Raw genomic sequence first — 14327 nt, forward strand, 5'->3', positions numbered from 1 at the left:
TTGCTCCAGTTTTTGCTGCCGGTCTTTAACATCCCAGAACCCCTGCTGTCCCATAGCATTCATACGTCAACAAACCAACCTTATGATCTCATATTGAGATCGCTCTGGCTATTTTTCGAGGTGCCCTTTAGTTGTTCAATGGCTCACATTTGAAATTCATGAACTCTTCCCTTTAAACAATATTCTCTTTTGTGGTTTTGCTTAATATTGGCCTAGTAGCTTCACCATACTTTGCGGAAACGTCACATTGAATACAAAAATGCAACCTTATGCCTCTAGTTCTGACTCATTGTAAGAAACTATCTCTGAGTCCAACAGTAATTGTTGTATCGCTTCAAACTCGTCATGCTTAGCTGCCAGTTGTGAGGTTAATCTACATCCAGGCTTTATGTGCAGCGATCGCCCTACTCTCCCGCCAGACTCACCTGGCTAACCGCAGCAGCATACAAACTGCTGACGAGTGCGATCGCCCCCTCTCGGTCAATAGGTTCATCCGTTTCTAGCAGTGATTCATATCTGATCTGTACGGCAAATGCGTTGTTCTGAAGGCGGCGATCGAACTATCAAGCTCTCCGAGCGGCAAAGGCAGAGCGATCACCCCCATGCAACGCAATGCTCCCTTCCACCTCATCTGCCGACTTTAGCCTCAGCCAGCCGCTACCAGAGGCTTCATCACACTCGTCATTACCCCCCCAGGTAAACTCAACCCGTTCAGTGTCGCCCTCCCGGACAAACTCTCCATCCAAACCTCCGGCGACCAAGCCGAATTGAAAATCTCCCATCCCACTTTGGTTGATCGTGATGTAGGCCTGCACCTCCATATTGAAATAATTCTCATCCCATAGTTCCATTTCGTAAATGTGCCAGGTTCCGACAACTGACGCAGTTTTCTTCTTCGGCATGATCAGCTAGCTCCTAACGCTTCAGCCTCATAACTCGAATATAGTCTCCCGAAATAGCTCATCTGCGCGATTGGGGTTCTAGGCGACTCCATAGCCCGTATAGGGGCGCTTGTAGCTAGGATGCAAACCCAGAACAATATCCTCCTTAGCAACACCCATATCGACGAGTTCTTGCCCAACATCAATATCCGTTGTGTTTTGCTGAAGCCAGATTTTGCCATCCTCAATGTCGAAATGAAGCACCGTATGATAAACCCGACTTAGCCCCTTCCAACCCACGCGCATCAGCTGGTAGTGGTCACGGGTTGTGTCAAACACAAGAAGATTATCGACCCCTTCCTCCTGGGTTTTGTACTGACTATGCTGCTCTAGCAGCGCTTGAATACAGGTTCGATAATGCTCTAACTTATCCATCTGACAATCTCCTCTGAGACTGGGTTATAGACGATGAGCTTAAGCTGGTAACGCTCCACAGCCGTTTGAGCAAAGCGGCTCTGGAAAAATGTCTCGTAGGTGTCTATCGGTATAGCCAGGTAAAGATCGCGCCCAGGCTCCTTAACTTCTAGCATAATTCTGTAATTCAAAAACTGCCCTAGAGCGGTGTGAAAATCGCTCACCGGAGACGGGCTAATAAAACTTTTGATTTCTACGGCAATTTTTTCTTCGCCTCGTTCAGCCGCAATCAACCGTTCAGCCGCTAAATCAATTTTGACTTTGACTTCTTCCCAATCCAGCTCTAGAGGATCGCTAGAAATCCGCCACTGATCTTTCTCAAGACCATGTCTCACTGCGGTATGGAAGAGATCCCTGGCTGCCATGAACGTCGCGGGGCAGAGCTAGTGTAAAACAGCATCCTCAGCTTATTTAGAGGCCAGAGTTCTTTAAGAACCCTGGCCTCTTGGCCTATTCGACTGTGACCGATTTGGCCAGGTTGCGGGGCTGATCTACGTCTAACCCGCGCCGCGCCGCGATGTGGTAGGCCAGCAGTTGCAGCGGTATCACCGCCACAATCGGTGACAGCAGCTCATCGACTACGGGCACCGGCAGCAGGCGATCGAAGGTTTCCTGGGCATCGGTGTCATTCATGGGCACCACGCCAATCAGCTGGGCGTCGCGGGCCTTGGCTTCCTGGGCGTTAGAGAGCACCTTGTCGTAGACGCTGCCGGGCATAGCGATCGCCACCACGGGCACCTTGGCATCGAGCAGGGCGATCGGGCCGTGCTTCATTTCGCCAGCGGGGTAGCCCTCGGCGTGGATGTAGCTGATTTCCTTGAGCTTCAGCGCCCCTTCGAGGGCGATGGGGAAGTTGATGCCCCGGCCCAAAAAGATAAAGTCTTGGGTTTCGTTGAACTCGTGGGCCAGCTCTTCGATATAGCGCTCCTGGCTTTCGAGCACCTGCTCGATGTAGGCGGGCAGCTGGTGCAGCCCGGTGAGAATAGCCTCGATGCGATCGCCCGTCAAAGTCTGGCGACGGTGGGCCAGGTCGAGGGCCAAGAAGTAAAACGCCATCACCTGAGCGGTGAAAGTTTTTGTCGCCGCCACCCCGATCTCAATGCCCGCGTGGGTGTCGATAATGTGGGGCACCAGCCGCGAGAGGGAGCTTTCGGCTCGGTTAGTGATGCCCACCATGCGGGGGGCAAAGCGCGGGTCGGGGTGGGCGGCCCGCCGCTCTTGCTCCATCTCCAGGGCGGCCAGGGTATCGGCAGTTTCCCCCGACTGGGTAACGCCAATGGTCAGGGTGTTGGGGATGAGGGGGGTAGGCGAGTAGCGAAACTCCGAGGCGTACTGCACCATCACCGGCAAGTTGGCCAGGTCTTCGATCAGGTATTTGCCCACCAGGGCAGCGTGCCAGCTGGTGCCGCAGGCGACGATTTGCAGGTGGTCGAGGCCGTCGAGCAGCGCGTCGGGCAGACCCAGGGCAATAGGGGAAAGGGGCGTGCTGGCGCTATCCGCCGTCCAGGCGCTGTTGATGTAGGTTTCCAGGGCGGTGCGCACCACGCCGGGCTGCTCGTAGATCTCCTTGAGCATGAAGTGCTTGAACCCCTGCTTCTCCACCATGATGGGGTTCCAGTTCAGGGTGATCGGGTGCTTGCGCTGGCGATCGCCCTCAAAGTTGTACACCTCCACACCCAGGGGCGTCAGGCTGGCCAGTTCGCCATTTTCCATCGGCAGCACGGCACGGGTGTAGGGCACGATCGCCGGGGTGTCGCTGGCGCAGAAAAACTCGCCCTGGCCAAAGCCAATCACCAGGGGAGCCTGCTGGCGCACCACCACCAGCTCATCAGGATAGTCGGCGGAAATAATCGCCAGGGCAAAGGCCCCGTGCAGCTGCTGACAGGCGCGGCGGGTCGCTTCCAATAGCAGGGATTTGCCTTGAGTATCTTCAGGGCTGAGCTGGCTCAGGTGCGACTCGATCAGGTGGGGTACCACCTCGGTATCGGTATCTGACACAAACTGGTGACCCAGGGCCTTGAGAGTTTCGCGCAGCTCGCGGTAGTTTTCAACGATGCCGTTCTGCACCACGGCCAGGCGACCGCTGCCGTCGCGGTGGGGGTGGGCATTGTGCTCTTCGGGTTTGCCGTGGGTGGCCCAGCGGGTGTGGCCAATGCCCAGGCGGGCGGGGTTCTCTTCGCCGTCGATCTTGTCTTGCAGATTTTGCAGTTTGCCCTTGGCGCGCACGCAGTGCAGCTCGCCTTCGAGCACGGTGGCCAGCCCGGCAGAGTCGTAGCCGCGATATTCGAGCTTACGCAAACCATCCATTAAGATGTCGGCGGCGGGCCGGGTGCCAATGTATCCCACAATGCCACACATACGCTGTCTCCTGGGGTAACGACCTGAGGTTACGGGCGGGTCGGGTCAGACTGACACTATAGAATACACGTTGCCTCGGCGGGTGAGATCGGTAGGGGCCAGGTTGCCGAGTCGGCTCTGGGGATGAGGCTATAGCCCCGTCAGCGATCGCACATACTCCCGGCGCATAGAGGCGATCGCATCAATTGAAATGCCCTTGGGGCAGACGGCCTGGCACTCGCCGTGGTTCGAGCAGTCGCCAAAGCCCTCCGCCGCCATTTGGTCGCCCATGGCCAGCACCCGCTGGTGGCGTTCGGGATGGCCCTGGGGCAGCAGCGCCAAGTGGGCCACTTTGGCCGCCGTAAAGAGGGAGGCCGAGGCGTTGGGGCATGCCGCGATGCAGGCCCCGCAGCCAATGCAGGCGGCGTAGTCAAAGGCGGCATCGGCGTTGGCTTTGGGAATGGGGATGGCGTTGGCCTCCGGGGCCGAGCCGGTTTTGACCGAAATATAGCCCCCGGCCATGACGATGCGATCGAGCGCCGAGCGATCGACAACCAGATCCTTAATTACCGGAAAGCCCTTGGCCCGCCAGGGTTCGATGGTAATGTGGTCGCCGTCGCTGAAGTGGCGCAGGTAGAGCTGGCAGGTGGCGGTCTGGGGCAGCCCCCCGTGGGCCTTGCCGTCGATCATCACCCCGCAGGAGCCGCAGATGCCCTCGCGGCAGTCGTGGTCAAACTCCACCGGCACCTCGCCCGCGTGGGTAAGCTGCTCGTTGAGTACGTCGAGCAGTTCCAGAAACGACATATCGGGGTGGGCGTTGGCCACGGTGTAGGTGCAGAGCTGGCCGGGGGTATCGGCATCGGCCTGACGCCAGACCTTGAGGTGAAGTTGCATAGAAGTGCTGCGGAGGATGAAGCTGCTGATTCTAGTGTAATCCTCCTATCAGAGAGAAGAACGGCTGGATGTTGCCCCCAGAGCCGCCGCCGCCTGCCGCTACCTGCAAGTTCTGATGACAACCGGGGGAGGACTATGGCCCAATCCAGCCCGCGATCGCAATCTGGCCTATGGCAATGCCCGGAGGTATCCCTACCAGTGGTATAAATCAGGCAGTTCAGGTAATGGCTATGGGTAAGAACAAGGCTGGCAACAGTTCTGGAAGTGACCGTCACGCCTACCGCGAGTTTGGCCCCGCCGACCCCATGGCGCGGGGGGTGCCTGATCGCCCCCCTAACCAGCAAACGGTGCGGGTGCAGGTCAGCCGCAAAGGGCGCGGCGGCAAAACCGTCACCATTGTCAACGGGTTTCAGCACAGCCCCGACCAGCTCACCGCCCTGGCCAAGCAGCTCAAGGCCCAGTGCGGCACCGGCGGCACCGCCAAAGACGACACCATTGAGATTCAGGGCGACCACGCCCAAAAGCTAGTCGAACTCCTGGTGGCCAAGGGCTATCAGGCCAAACGGAGTGGAGGTTGAAGGGTATGGGCTGGATGGGTAGGGGATGGATGGGTAGGGGGTGGCGGCGATCGCTACTCGGATTTAGCGCGGCGCTGATTCTAGTTGCGGGCAGCTCAGGGCTACTGCCCCTGCTGCCCAAGGCAGCGGCAATGGTTCCGGCTGAGGTGGCCCAGGCCACTGGCCCTAAGCAGGGATTGGGTGACGAGGCGGATCCTAGGCCCAACCTGCTACGGCCTTCTATTCCTGTCGTTATTCCCACCGATATTCAAAACCACTGGGCCAAGGACTGCATCACGGAACTGGTCGAACAGCGCCTGATCGCCCCCGACGCCAGGGGGCTGTTTTACCCCGATGAGCCGATTCTGTGGGGCGACTATGTGACCCTGCTGAACATGCTCTCGCCTGTGGGGCCAGCCCAGGGGTGGGCTAACCCCCTAGAGCGGGCGCTGGGGGTTCAGATCGCGCCCACGGTGGCGGCCCACTATCCCGACCAGTACTTTCAGCGCGATCGCCCCCTGGTGCGGGCCGAAGGCATTATGGCCCTGGCCACCAAGCTGGGCGGCAGCTACCAAATTGCCGCCAACACCATCATCAACACCAGCCTAGAGGATGGCCGCCAGGTGCCCGTCTACGCTCGCGAAGGGGTAGCTGCTGCTCTCACCCAGGGCGTGGTGGTGAACTATCCCCAGGGCAACCGCCTCAACCCCACCCAGCGGTTGACTCGGGGTGAAGCGGTGGCCCTACTGTGTCGCGCCGCGCCAAACAATCCTGCCCTGAGCCGGACAATTAACCCCGCCTGGGTGGCCCAGGCCCAGCCCCCCGCCGTCGTCTCCCCCGCCCGCGAAACGCGCGGTGTGTGGCTAACCAATGTAGATAGCCAGGTGCTGTTTTCCACCGAAGGGCTTCAAGCGGCAGTAACCCGCCTGGCCGACCTCAACTTCAACACGCTTTACCCCGTGGTGTGGAACTACGGCCACACCCTCTACCCCAGCGCCACCGCCCGGCGCGAGCTAGGGGTGAGCCAGCACCTCTACGGTGACCTGCGCGCCCCCGGCCCCGCTAGCGAGAGCGATCGCGACATGCTGCGTGAGGCGATCGCTATGGGCCACGCCCGAGGCATGGCCGTGGTGCCCTGGTTTGAGTTTGGCTTCATGGCCCCCGCCAACTACGAACTCTACCGTCGCCACCCCGACTGGTTTACCCAAAAGCGAGCTGAGCCCACGCCCCTGCTCCCCCGCGATTCTACGCGACCGAGGGATGTACCTAAGCTGGCTGCGGATCTAAACGAATCTAAGCGTACCGCCAAGTTCAACTCCGCATTGGATGCTCCTAAGATTGGGGATCTGGCCCGCGAAAAGCACCGAGTTGACCAGTGGATCGCCCAGGACGACTTTCTCCCCGACCCCAACGCGGTGAACGACCCCGGCATTTGGATGGAGGGCAACGTGATTCCGCGCCGCTGGATGAACCCCTTCCATCCCCAGGTGCAGAAGTTTCAGCTAGAGCTGATCAACGAGTTGGTTTCCAACTACGAAGTGGATGGCTTTCAGTTCGACGACCACCTGGGCCTGCCGGTGGACTTTGGCTATGACCCCTTCACCATCAACCTCTACCGGGCCGAGCACAATGGTCAGGCTCCGCCCGATGATCCTCAAAACGCCGAGTGGATGGCCTGGCGGGCCAACAAAATCTCCGACTTTTTGGCCGAGGTGCACAAGCTGGTGAAGGCGCGACGGCCCAATGCGGTGGTGTCGATTTCGCCCAACCCCTACCCCTTTGCCTTTACCAACTACCTGCAAGACTGGCCGACCTGGGTCAATCGGGGCATTGTCGATGAGCTGGTGGTGCAGGTCTACCGTAGCGACCAAAACCGCTTTATGTGGGAGATGAACAAGCCATCGATTCAGGCGGCGCGGCGCAAGATTCCGGTCAACATCGGCATTCTCAGCGGCCTCCGGGCGGCTCCGGTGAAGATGGATTTTATTACTGAGCAGATGGCGGCGGTGCGCGATCGCGCCTACTCCGGCATGTCCTTCTTTTTCTACGAATCGCTGTGGATCTCGCCCCCGCCCGAAACCGCTACCCAACGAGTCGATAAACTCCAGCAGGCGTTTGCTACCCCCGCCACTCGTCCTAGTCGAGGGGGTTAGCAGGTTGGCAGGTTGAATGTTTAGCCTGCCAACCTGTTCACCTTCAAACCTCGTACAGCACCACATTCTCCTGCTCGTTGGGGTCATTGCGGGCTACGAGGGCCTGCGCCGGTTCACTGTCGCTCAAATTCGTGGGCTGGTGGGGCACCCCCGGTGGAATGTAGAGAAAATCCCCAGCCTCGTTGACGATGGTTTTCTTTAGCCCCTCGCCATAGGCCGTTTTGACCCGCCCCTGGAGAATGTAAATCGCGGTCTCGTAGTCTTTGTGAAAGTGGGGCTCTGCCGAAGCCCCAGGGGGAATAATCACCAAATTCATCGAAATGCCGTGGGAGCCCGCCGTGGCGCCAGAAATGCCCACAAAGTAGGGTAGCTTTTGTAGCGTCGCGGTGTCGTGCTGGGGCCGCACGGTAACAATTTCGGCATCGGCGGGCGTAAAAGCAGCTGAATTAGCCATGGCGGTTTCCTCAAAGATGCGGATCAGAGTGGGGTAGCCGGGGGAACGGGCTTGGCAACGAGACTTAATGCTTGCGTGACGCACCACCGCGTATTCTGAGGGTGCGTCAGGTTTGAGTGCCCAACGCAGCTTGTTTACTGGGTGGACAGCAGCTGATTCCTGAGCAAACCCCTTCGCCTAAGCTGTATTTTCCCAGTCATAACCCAAAACCTTTAGAACCATGCCTAAAAAAAATCATTTTTCTCAAACCCTTGCGCTGCTGGGGCTATCGCTACTCATCACCACCACCGCTTGCACCGGTAACACTACCGCCCCAGATCCAGCCTCCACTGACGCAGAAACCCCCACGGAAACGCCTACCGAAACGCCTCAGGCCGAGGAGGTTGGCCTCATCCTGACGGGGGAAGGTCTACAACTGGTGAACTTGCAGACCGGGTCTACCACGGCCCTGGCCTTTGACACAGACATGGCCCCAACCCTAGACGTCGTCACCCAAATCTTGGGTGAGCCCGAAGAGATTGGCGAGAACAGCGAGTGCCCCTCTGGCCCGCTGACGATCGCAACTTGGCCCAGTGGTCTAGCGTTAAACGCCGCTGACGATACCTTTGTGGGTTGGGCACTGCGACCCAGTGACGACGACACCGCCCTAACCACCGCCTCAGGCATTGGCATTGGCTCCACCCGCCAAGAGCTAGAGGCGTCCTATACCGTCGAGGTGGTTGACAGTTCCCTCGGGATCGAATTTTCGGCGGGGGATCTCTATGGGCTACTTACCTCGGCCGAACCCACTGGCACTATTACCAACCTGTGGGCTGGGGTAGCCTGCAATTTTCGGTAGTGTGAGCCGCTAGGATCCAACTGGGGAAGCAATTCCTCAGGTAACTGTCGGGGCGCAGGGCAACTGAGTCAGCTGCCACTGCACAGGGAATGCCTTGTAGGATGACAGTATGCTCTCCCGCTTAAGGCCCGATTGATGCCCCCTGAATATAGCCGCCCCGACCAACTGCCAGACACGCCCCCCCAGGGCATGAGCCGCGAGAAATATGCCCGGCTGAAGGCCGAGGCCCAAGCCCCCTACAAAAGCCTGCGTAAGTTTATCTATGGGGCTGTGGGGATCTCGGGGGCGATCGGGGCGTTTGTGTTCTTTACCCAACTGCTGGCCGGGCGCGATGTCAGCAGCGCATTGCCCAATCTGGGAGTGCAGCTAGGGGTGATTGGGATTGTGATTCTGCTTTTTCGCCTAGAAAAGAAGGATTAGCCAGTATTTTGCTGGTTCCCTGACGTTTGTGAGGCACATCTTTGCTCAAACCCCTGCTCAAACCTAATCTCCCCAGACTCCTGACATTAAAGAATCTCTCTAACACCCCCCTTTTCAAGGGGGGCAGGGGGGATCACCCTGGCGGATCCCACCAGCGTGAGGTTTCCCTATGACGCTAATTACCGTGCGCCCCGAGGGGCTCTACTGCGAAAAAGGCGACTTCTACATCGACCCCTGGCGACCCGTGGAGACGGCGTTGATTACCCATGCCCACAGCGACCACGCGCGATCGGGCTCGACCCAGTACGTCGCTACCGCTCAGTCAGAGGGCATTTTGCGGCGTCGGCTGGGGGAAGACATTCAGCTTCAGGGCGTAGCCTACGGGGAAAAACTTAAGCTAGGCGAAACCTGGGTCTCGCTGCACTCGGCGGGGCATGTGCTGGGGTCAGCCCAAATTCGGGTGGAGCACAGGGATGAGGTGTGGGTGGTATCGGGCGACTACAAGCGCTGCGCCGACCCATCCTGCGCCCCCTTTGAGGTGGTGCCCTGCGACACGTTCATCACCGAAGCCACCTTTGGTCTGCCGATTTACCGATGGGAAAGCGGTGCCGAAACCACCCGCCAGATCTACGACTGGTGGCAAGGCGATCCTGAGCGCCCGTCGATTCTGTTTTGCTATGCCTTTGGCAAGGCCCAGCGAGTGCTGAGTGAGCTGGTTAAGCTGACTGATCGGCCCGTCTACGTCCACGGCGCAATTCATGTGCTGACCGAGATTTACCGCCAGCAGGGTGTGGCGATGGTGCCGACGATTTGCACGTCAGAAATACCTCGTACCCACAAATTTACGGGCGATCTGGTGCTGGCCCCGCCCTCGGGCCACCGCTCTAGCTGGATGAAGCGGTTTAAACATCCCCAAACCGCCTTTGCCTCGGGGTGGATGGCGGTGCGGGGGGCGCGGCGGCGGCGCGGCTACGAGCGCGGTTTTGTGCTCTCTGACCACGCCGACTGGCCAGGGCTGATTCAAACGGTGAAAGATACTGGGGCCAAAACGGTGTACGTTACCCATGGCCAGTCAGACGTGGTGTCGCGCTATCTGCAAGAATCGTTAAACCTAGCGGCCATGCCCCTAGACACGCTGTTTGAGGGAGAGGGGGATATCTAATGGAAGCAACATCCTGGCTAGACGCAGCGATGGGCGGATTGGCCCTGCTAATTTTGCTGGGAGGTCTGTGGATGCTCTTGAGCGGCGTGAGCGACATGGATCGCTGAGCTTTTCGCTGCACCAGAGCGCAGGGCGGCGGCGTAGGTGATCAGTTTGCTGATGCCGTAGACCACGGTAATGGTGAACAACCCCCCGGCAACCCAGCCCTGAACTTGCTGGGCAATCCACAGCAGGGCGAGGATGAGGGCGATCGCATCTAACACCAGCACACCGAGGCGCGATCGCCAGCCCGCCGCCTGAATCGGCTGCAAACTGGAGATCTCTAGCCGAATCTTAGCCATCAGGTTAAAGCCCATTACGCTCAGCATAATCACCGCCATGCCGCTGCCTAAATAGCCTGCCGCCGCCCCATAAAACCCTGCCAGCTGACCCACGACAGCCCAAACGACGACCCGGCCAAAGGACTGCAACCGAGGATCGCTCCAGCGTTGCCCCACAATCTGAACATGACGTAGATCGACCCTGGCCATATGGGCCTGCTCAAAAATGCCGACCAACAACGCCAGAGCCAGCAGACGATAGGGCCAGGGATGGGGCTGCACCGCCTGGTACAGCAATCCCACGGCTGCGGGCATAAACAGGGCCGCCGCCCAAGCAGGAGATAGGGTCATAGGGAATGCACCGCTGGCTCAACCAAACGGCTTAAGCATACCGCTCCCTCAAGCATTTATGCCTAGGCCCCTGTGCCTATTTCATAACAGGCTCAGCCCCAAGCAGAAATAGGGCAGAATTTAGCCCATTTAGACCCTCAATCGCCTTCCCGGCAGTCTAACCATAGCCCCTCCAGAGAGGCCCTTAAAGGATGGTTACGACTGTGGCCTGGGTCTGTGGTCAACCCCTAAGCTGAAGGAGTCTATTCCAGGATTCGCCATGACCCAGCCCACCCCCATCGCCGACATTGCTTCCGCTGCGGATCTCTTGCAGGTCTATGCCTCTGGGCAGCGTAACTTTAGCAGCATCATTTTGTCAGAGGTTGACCTGAGCGGGGCCGACCTTAAGGGGGCCGACCTCAGCTATGCCGACCTCAGCGGCAGTACCCTGCGCCAGGCCAATCTGCGGGGAGCCGACCTCAGCTACGCCAACCTGGCCGAAGCCGACCTCACCGGAGCCGACCTGCGGGGGGCGATGCTCATTGGCACCAATCTCAAAACGGCCAATCTGAGCGGAGCCACCCTCGCCACTGCCGATTACGACCCTGAGGAAACCCATTTTCCCCAGGGGTTTGACCCGGTGCAGCAGGGTCTAAAGCGCGATCGCTAGCAACTATAGCCGTAGCCCTCACCCTTAGGATGTTCTTAGACGGGCAGCAGGGTATTGACCAGCGTGGTCGCTAAAAACGCAGCGCCAATACCGCAAATCACCAGGCCGGCCCGCTGCATAAACAGCGCTGTAGATCCCTGCTTAAGCTGCCGCCCAAAGAAAAAGGCCGCCATTGCGATGCCCATCTGTACGGTTGTGAAGCCAGCTAGGTAGGCCGCCAGGGGCATGGCCCCAGCTCCGAAGATGGCTTCGCCGTAGGCATACCCGTGAAACAGCCCCGCTAGGGCCGCCAATCCTGTAATGACAATACTCTGGGGCCGATCTCTGAGCGCCAGCAGTACACCAAACCCCAGCACCGACCCAGAAATTACTAGCTCCGCTGCCGGTAGCGTGACACCAGTCAAGTGCAGCCCCGCCCCGGCCATGGCCGCCAGCACAAAGACCATGGGGATCACAATGCCCCAGGCGCTAACTGCTGCCAGCAGCCCCACCGCCACCACAAAGGCTAGGTGGTCGAGGCCAATCACGGGGTGGGCTAGACCCGATACAAAGCCTTCAATAGGGGAGGTAGGCAACTCGCCCCCCATGGCGTGGTGGGCCAAACTGGGCAGGGGCAGCAGCAGCAGGGCGGCGATCGCGCCCCCGATGCCACGCCCTAGCAGCTTCCGTGAAAAACCAGCCGTAATTGATTTCAAGGCAGCCAATCGATAATTCATCCGTACCTCGCAGACGAAGAAAGAACAGGGGAAATTAGATGGGCGATCGGCGGGCGTTCTGGCTCAGCTATTTTGGTGTTCGGCGAGATACCTCGCCGAACACCAAAATAGCCTCACAGCTGCGGGACAGCGGCAGTCTTGCACTGCACTTTCCCCGTTGCCTCCAGTGGCTGATCCCCACCGGAACCGACAGCGCCCAAGCATCATAGCACCGGGCTAATCCGCCTTTCCCCTTAGGTTCACCAATAGTCACCCCCCTCCCCCATCTCCCTCACCTTTCCACTTACTTCACCTTCCCCATCTCCCTTGCCTTCCCCATCTCCCCCATACGCTACCATCAGGCAAACTGCCACCTCTGCCCCCAATGGTTTCCTCGTCACGTCTAGCCCGACAAAAAGAAATTATTGAAGTAGTGCTCGGCAACGGCTGGGACTATATGCGGCGGTTGCTGGTGGGCGGCAAAGCCGACGAGCCCGAGATTCCGCCCCCGGCAGTGCTGCGCAATATTTTGACTGACCTGGGGCCGGTCTACGTCAAGCTGGGGCAGCTGTTGAGCACCCGTCCCGACCTCATGCCCCCGGCCTACATCGAAGAACTCAGCAGCCTGCAAAGCACTGTCCCCCCCGTAGACCCCAAGGAGATTGAGGCTCACATTCGCCAGCACCTGGGGCGGCCCCCGGAGGAGCTATTTGAGCGGCTAGACTACCGGGCGATCGCCGCCGGTTCCATTGCCCAAACCCATAAAGCCGTGCTCAAGGATGGCCGCCAAGTCGCTCTTAAGGTGCAGCGCCCCGGCATCGAGCGCCAGGTCGAGCGCGACATGACCTTAATTCGCGATATTGCCCGGCTGGTGTCGGCGACCCAGTTTGGCCAGCGCTACAACGTGGTCGATTTAGCAGAAGAATTTGCCGACGCCCTCAACGCCGAACTCGACTTCACCACCGAGGCCGCCTACACCGATCAGCTGCGGCGCAACCTGTCTAAAAGCACCTGGTATGACGCTAGCCAGCTGATCGTGCCACAGATCTATTGGGATCTGACCAATACCAAGATTATGACCATGGAGTGGCTGGAGGGCACCCCCCTGCTCAAGGCCAACCTGATGGCTGAAGACGTCCACAGCAGCACTATTGGCCTGCGGGCGGCGGCCACTACGCTGCTGTTTCGCGCGTTCTTTAAGCAGTATTTTGTCGATGGGTTTTTCCACGCCGACCCCCACCCCGGCAATATCTTTTACCTCACTGATGGCCGGGTGGCCCTGCTCGACTGCGGCATGATGGGCCATATGGATCCGCGCACCCGCAATACCATGACCGAAATGGTGTTGGCGATCGTCAACTGCGACGCCCAGCGCTGCACCCAGCTCACCCTCCAGCTGGCCGAACCCCTCAAGCCCGTGAACCTGGCTCGGTTAGAGAGCGACTACACCCGCCTGCTGGGCCGCTACTATGGCCTCAGTTTGGAGCAGATCAACACCGCCGAAATTTTTGGCGAAATTCTGGCGGCGGGCATTCGCAATAACCTGCGCTGGCCCGCTAATGTGGGGCTCTTCACCAAATCCTTGGCCAACCTGGAGGGGGCCGCCCGGCAGTTTAACCCCGGCGTGAATTTAATCGAGGAAGTGCGCCCCCTGATGGCCGACCTGTTTCGCCAGCAGCTGGTAGGGGATGATCCGCTTCAGGCGCTGCTGCGCACGGGGCTAGAGTTTCGCAATCTATCGCTCAGCTCGCCGCGCCAGTTCGGGTTTTTGCTCGATCGCCTCAGTTCAGAGCAGCTCAAATTTACCCTCAGCATTCAGGGTCTAGATGACCTGCGCCGCAGCATGGATGCCGCCTCTAACCGGCAGTCGTTCAGTATTGTGGTGGCGGCGCTGATTGTCGGGGCCGCGATCGTGTCCACGGGGCGGCAGTCGTCCCAGGGGCAGATTTTGAGCATTGTGCTGTTTGCGGCGGCCAGTTTCTTTGGACTGTGGCTGCTGTTTAGCATTGTGCGGCCTCCCCGGCGGCGGTAAATAGCCGCCGTTTAGGGTTTTGAATCTACTGGCCGACGCAGATCGGTCGATGGGGGATGCCAACCAGCCTGCACCCAGAGGGCGCGAGCTTCTTGGATAGGGCGATCGCC

At 59.1% G+C, this 14327-nt stretch carries 15 protein-coding genes and 1 riboswitch; of the genes, 7 read left to right on the top strand and 8 right to left on the bottom strand.

The genetic code is table 11. The annotated features are described in order from the left end of the window. Nucleotides 1-563: 563 nt before the first annotated feature. The 5 genes from VB780_RS24350 to VB780_RS24370 all read right to left on the bottom strand — a co-directional run bounded on the left by VB780_RS24350 (nucleotide 564) and on the right by VB780_RS24370 (nucleotide 4586). Nucleotides 564-902 (bottom strand): hypothetical protein, encoded by a 339-nt coding sequence (locus tag VB780_RS24350; protein WP_323353778.1) that lies wholly within the window; start codon nucleotides 900-902, stop codon nucleotides 564-566. Between the two features lie 78 nt (nucleotides 903-980). Beyond that, the gene (locus tag VB780_RS24355) at nucleotides 981-1316 is read right to left on the bottom strand and encodes a XisI protein (protein WP_323353779.1); all 336 of its coding nucleotides are present in this window, start codon (nucleotides 1314-1316) and stop codon (nucleotides 981-983) included. Next, the gene (locus VB780_RS24360; protein ID WP_323353780.1) at nucleotides 1304-1720 is read right to left on the bottom strand and encodes a XisH family protein; all 417 of its coding nucleotides are present in this window, start codon (nucleotides 1718-1720) and stop codon (nucleotides 1304-1306) included. The genes VB780_RS24355 and VB780_RS24360 overlap by 13 nt, the downstream gene beginning before the upstream one ends. 85 nt (nucleotides 1721-1805) lie before the next feature. Beyond that, nucleotides 1806-3713, bottom strand: a complete 1908-nt coding sequence (gene glmS / locus VB780_RS24365) for a glutamine--fructose-6-phosphate transaminase (isomerizing) (protein WP_323353781.1) — start codon at nucleotides 3711-3713, stop codon at nucleotides 1806-1808. A gap of 129 nt (nucleotides 3714-3842) precedes the next feature. Then, on the bottom strand, nucleotides 3843-4586 hold the full coding sequence (locus tag VB780_RS24370) for a succinate dehydrogenase/fumarate reductase iron-sulfur subunit (RefSeq protein WP_323353782.1): 744 nt from the start codon (nucleotides 4584-4586) through the stop codon (nucleotides 3843-3845). Between the two features lie 230 nt (nucleotides 4587-4816). On the opposite strand from VB780_RS24370, the gene VB780_RS24375 reads away from it, so the two are divergent. Both VB780_RS24375 and VB780_RS24380 read left to right on the top strand, forming a co-directional pair. Further along, nucleotides 4817-5164 carry a translation initiation factor gene (locus VB780_RS24375; protein ID WP_323353783.1) on the top strand — a complete coding sequence of 116 codons (348 nt, stop codon included), beginning with the start codon at nucleotides 4817-4819 and terminating at the stop codon, nucleotides 5162-5164. A gap of 5 nt (nucleotides 5165-5169) precedes the next feature. Further along, nucleotides 5170-7296 (top strand): glycoside hydrolase family 10 protein, encoded by a 2127-nt coding sequence (locus VB780_RS24380; RefSeq protein ID WP_323353784.1) that lies wholly within the window; start codon nucleotides 5170-5172, stop codon nucleotides 7294-7296. A 43-nt stretch (nucleotides 7297-7339) separates the two neighbouring features. Here VB780_RS24380 and VB780_RS24385 read toward each other — a convergent pair whose 3' ends face one another. Next, a complete protein-coding gene (locus VB780_RS24385) occupies nucleotides 7340-7750 on the bottom strand; it encodes a cupin domain-containing protein (RefSeq protein ID WP_323353785.1) in 411 nt (136 codons plus the stop codon). 220 nt (nucleotides 7751-7970) lie between these two features. Here VB780_RS24385 and VB780_RS24390 point away from each other — a divergent pair, with 220 nt between their 5' ends. The 3 genes from VB780_RS24390 to VB780_RS24400 all read left to right on the top strand — a co-directional run bounded on the left by VB780_RS24390 (nucleotide 7971) and on the right by VB780_RS24400 (nucleotide 10170). Next, entirely contained in the window at nucleotides 7971-8588 is a 618-nt protein-coding gene (locus tag VB780_RS24390; RefSeq protein WP_323353786.1) for a hypothetical protein, read from the top strand. Nucleotides 8589-8723: 135 nt separating this feature from the next. Beyond that, entirely contained in the window at nucleotides 8724-9008 is a 285-nt protein-coding gene (locus tag VB780_RS24395) for a DUF3493 domain-containing protein (protein ID WP_323353787.1), read from the top strand. Nucleotides 9009-9177: 169 nt separating this feature from the next. Further along, on the top strand, nucleotides 9178-10170 hold the full coding sequence (locus VB780_RS24400) for a ligase-associated DNA damage response exonuclease (RefSeq protein WP_323353788.1): 993 nt from the start codon (nucleotides 9178-9180) through the stop codon (nucleotides 10168-10170). Nucleotides 10171-10217: 47 nt separating this feature from the next. Here VB780_RS24400 and VB780_RS24405 read toward each other — a convergent pair whose 3' ends face one another. Continuing rightward, nucleotides 10218-10841 carry a hypothetical protein gene (locus VB780_RS24405; protein ID WP_323353789.1) on the bottom strand — a complete coding sequence of 208 codons (624 nt, stop codon included), beginning with the start codon at nucleotides 10839-10841 and terminating at the stop codon, nucleotides 10218-10220. A 259-nt stretch (nucleotides 10842-11100) separates the two neighbouring features. On the opposite strand from VB780_RS24405, the gene VB780_RS24410 reads away from it, so the two are divergent. Continuing rightward, nucleotides 11101-11490, top strand: coding sequence for a pentapeptide repeat-containing protein (locus VB780_RS24410; RefSeq protein ID WP_323353790.1), 390 nt, complete (start codon nucleotides 11101-11103; stop codon nucleotides 11488-11490). Between the two features lie 35 nt (nucleotides 11491-11525). Here VB780_RS24410 and VB780_RS24415 read toward each other — a convergent pair whose 3' ends face one another. Beyond that, nucleotides 11526-12185 (bottom strand): HupE/UreJ family protein, encoded by a 660-nt coding sequence (locus VB780_RS24415; protein ID WP_323353791.1) that lies wholly within the window; start codon nucleotides 12183-12185, stop codon nucleotides 11526-11528. A gap of 51 nt (nucleotides 12186-12236) precedes the next feature. After that, nucleotides 12237-12412: riboswitch (cobalamin riboswitch) on the bottom strand. A gap of 158 nt (nucleotides 12413-12570) precedes the next feature. Here VB780_RS24415 and VB780_RS24420 point away from each other — a divergent pair. Further along, nucleotides 12571-14217, top strand: a complete 1647-nt coding sequence (locus VB780_RS24420) for an AarF/ABC1/UbiB kinase family protein (protein ID WP_323353792.1) — start codon at nucleotides 12571-12573, stop codon at nucleotides 14215-14217. The last annotated feature ends 110 nt before the right edge of the window (nucleotides 14218-14327 follow it).

The organism is Leptolyngbya sp. CCNP1308 (genome assembly GCF_034932455.1).
GTDB lineage: Bacteria > Cyanobacteriota > Cyanobacteriia > Phormidesmidales > Phormidesmidaceae > Nodosilinea.

What these genes read in the sequence shown, in the direction of transcription:
- VB780_RS24385 (WP_323353785.1), bottom strand. Translation starts at nt 7,750, where the DNA reads ATGGCTAATTCAGCTGCTTTTACGCCCGCCGATGCCGAAATTGTTACC.
- VB780_RS24350 (WP_323353778.1), bottom strand. Translation starts at nt 902, where the DNA reads ATGCCGAAGAAGAAAACTGCGTCAGTTGTCGGAACCTGGCACATTTAC.
- VB780_RS24360 (WP_323353780.1), bottom strand. Translation starts at nt 1,720, where the DNA reads ATGGCAGCCAGGGATCTCTTCCATACCGCAGTGAGACATGGTCTTGAG.
- VB780_RS24405 (WP_323353789.1), bottom strand. Translation starts at nt 10,841, where the DNA reads ATGACCCTATCTCCTGCTTGGGCGGCGGCCCTGTTTATGCCCGCAGCC.
- VB780_RS24370 (WP_323353782.1), bottom strand. Translation starts at nt 4,586, where the DNA reads ATGCAACTTCACCTCAAGGTCTGGCGTCAGGCCGATGCCGATACCCCC.
- VB780_RS24400 (WP_323353788.1), top strand. Translation starts at nt 9,178, where the DNA reads ATGACGCTAATTACCGTGCGCCCCGAGGGGCTCTACTGCGAAAAAGGC.
- VB780_RS24410 (WP_323353790.1), top strand. Translation starts at nt 11,101, where the DNA reads ATGACCCAGCCCACCCCCATCGCCGACATTGCTTCCGCTGCGGATCTC.
- VB780_RS24390 (WP_323353786.1), top strand. Translation starts at nt 7,971, where the DNA reads ATGCCTAAAAAAAATCATTTTTCTCAAACCCTTGCGCTGCTGGGGCTA.
- VB780_RS24355 (WP_323353779.1), bottom strand. Translation starts at nt 1,316, where the DNA reads ATGGATAAGTTAGAGCATTATCGAACCTGTATTCAAGCGCTGCTAGAG.
- VB780_RS24375 (WP_323353783.1), top strand. Translation starts at nt 4,817, where the DNA reads ATGGGTAAGAACAAGGCTGGCAACAGTTCTGGAAGTGACCGTCACGCC.
- VB780_RS24380 (WP_323353784.1), top strand. Translation starts at nt 5,170, where the DNA reads ATGGGCTGGATGGGTAGGGGATGGATGGGTAGGGGGTGGCGGCGATCG.
- VB780_RS24395 (WP_323353787.1), top strand. Translation starts at nt 8,724, where the DNA reads ATGCCCCCTGAATATAGCCGCCCCGACCAACTGCCAGACACGCCCCCC.
- glmS (WP_323353781.1), bottom strand. Translation starts at nt 3,713, where the DNA reads ATGTGTGGCATTGTGGGATACATTGGCACCCGGCCCGCCGCCGACATC.
- VB780_RS24420 (WP_323353792.1), top strand. Translation starts at nt 12,571, where the DNA reads ATGGTTTCCTCGTCACGTCTAGCCCGACAAAAAGAAATTATTGAAGTA.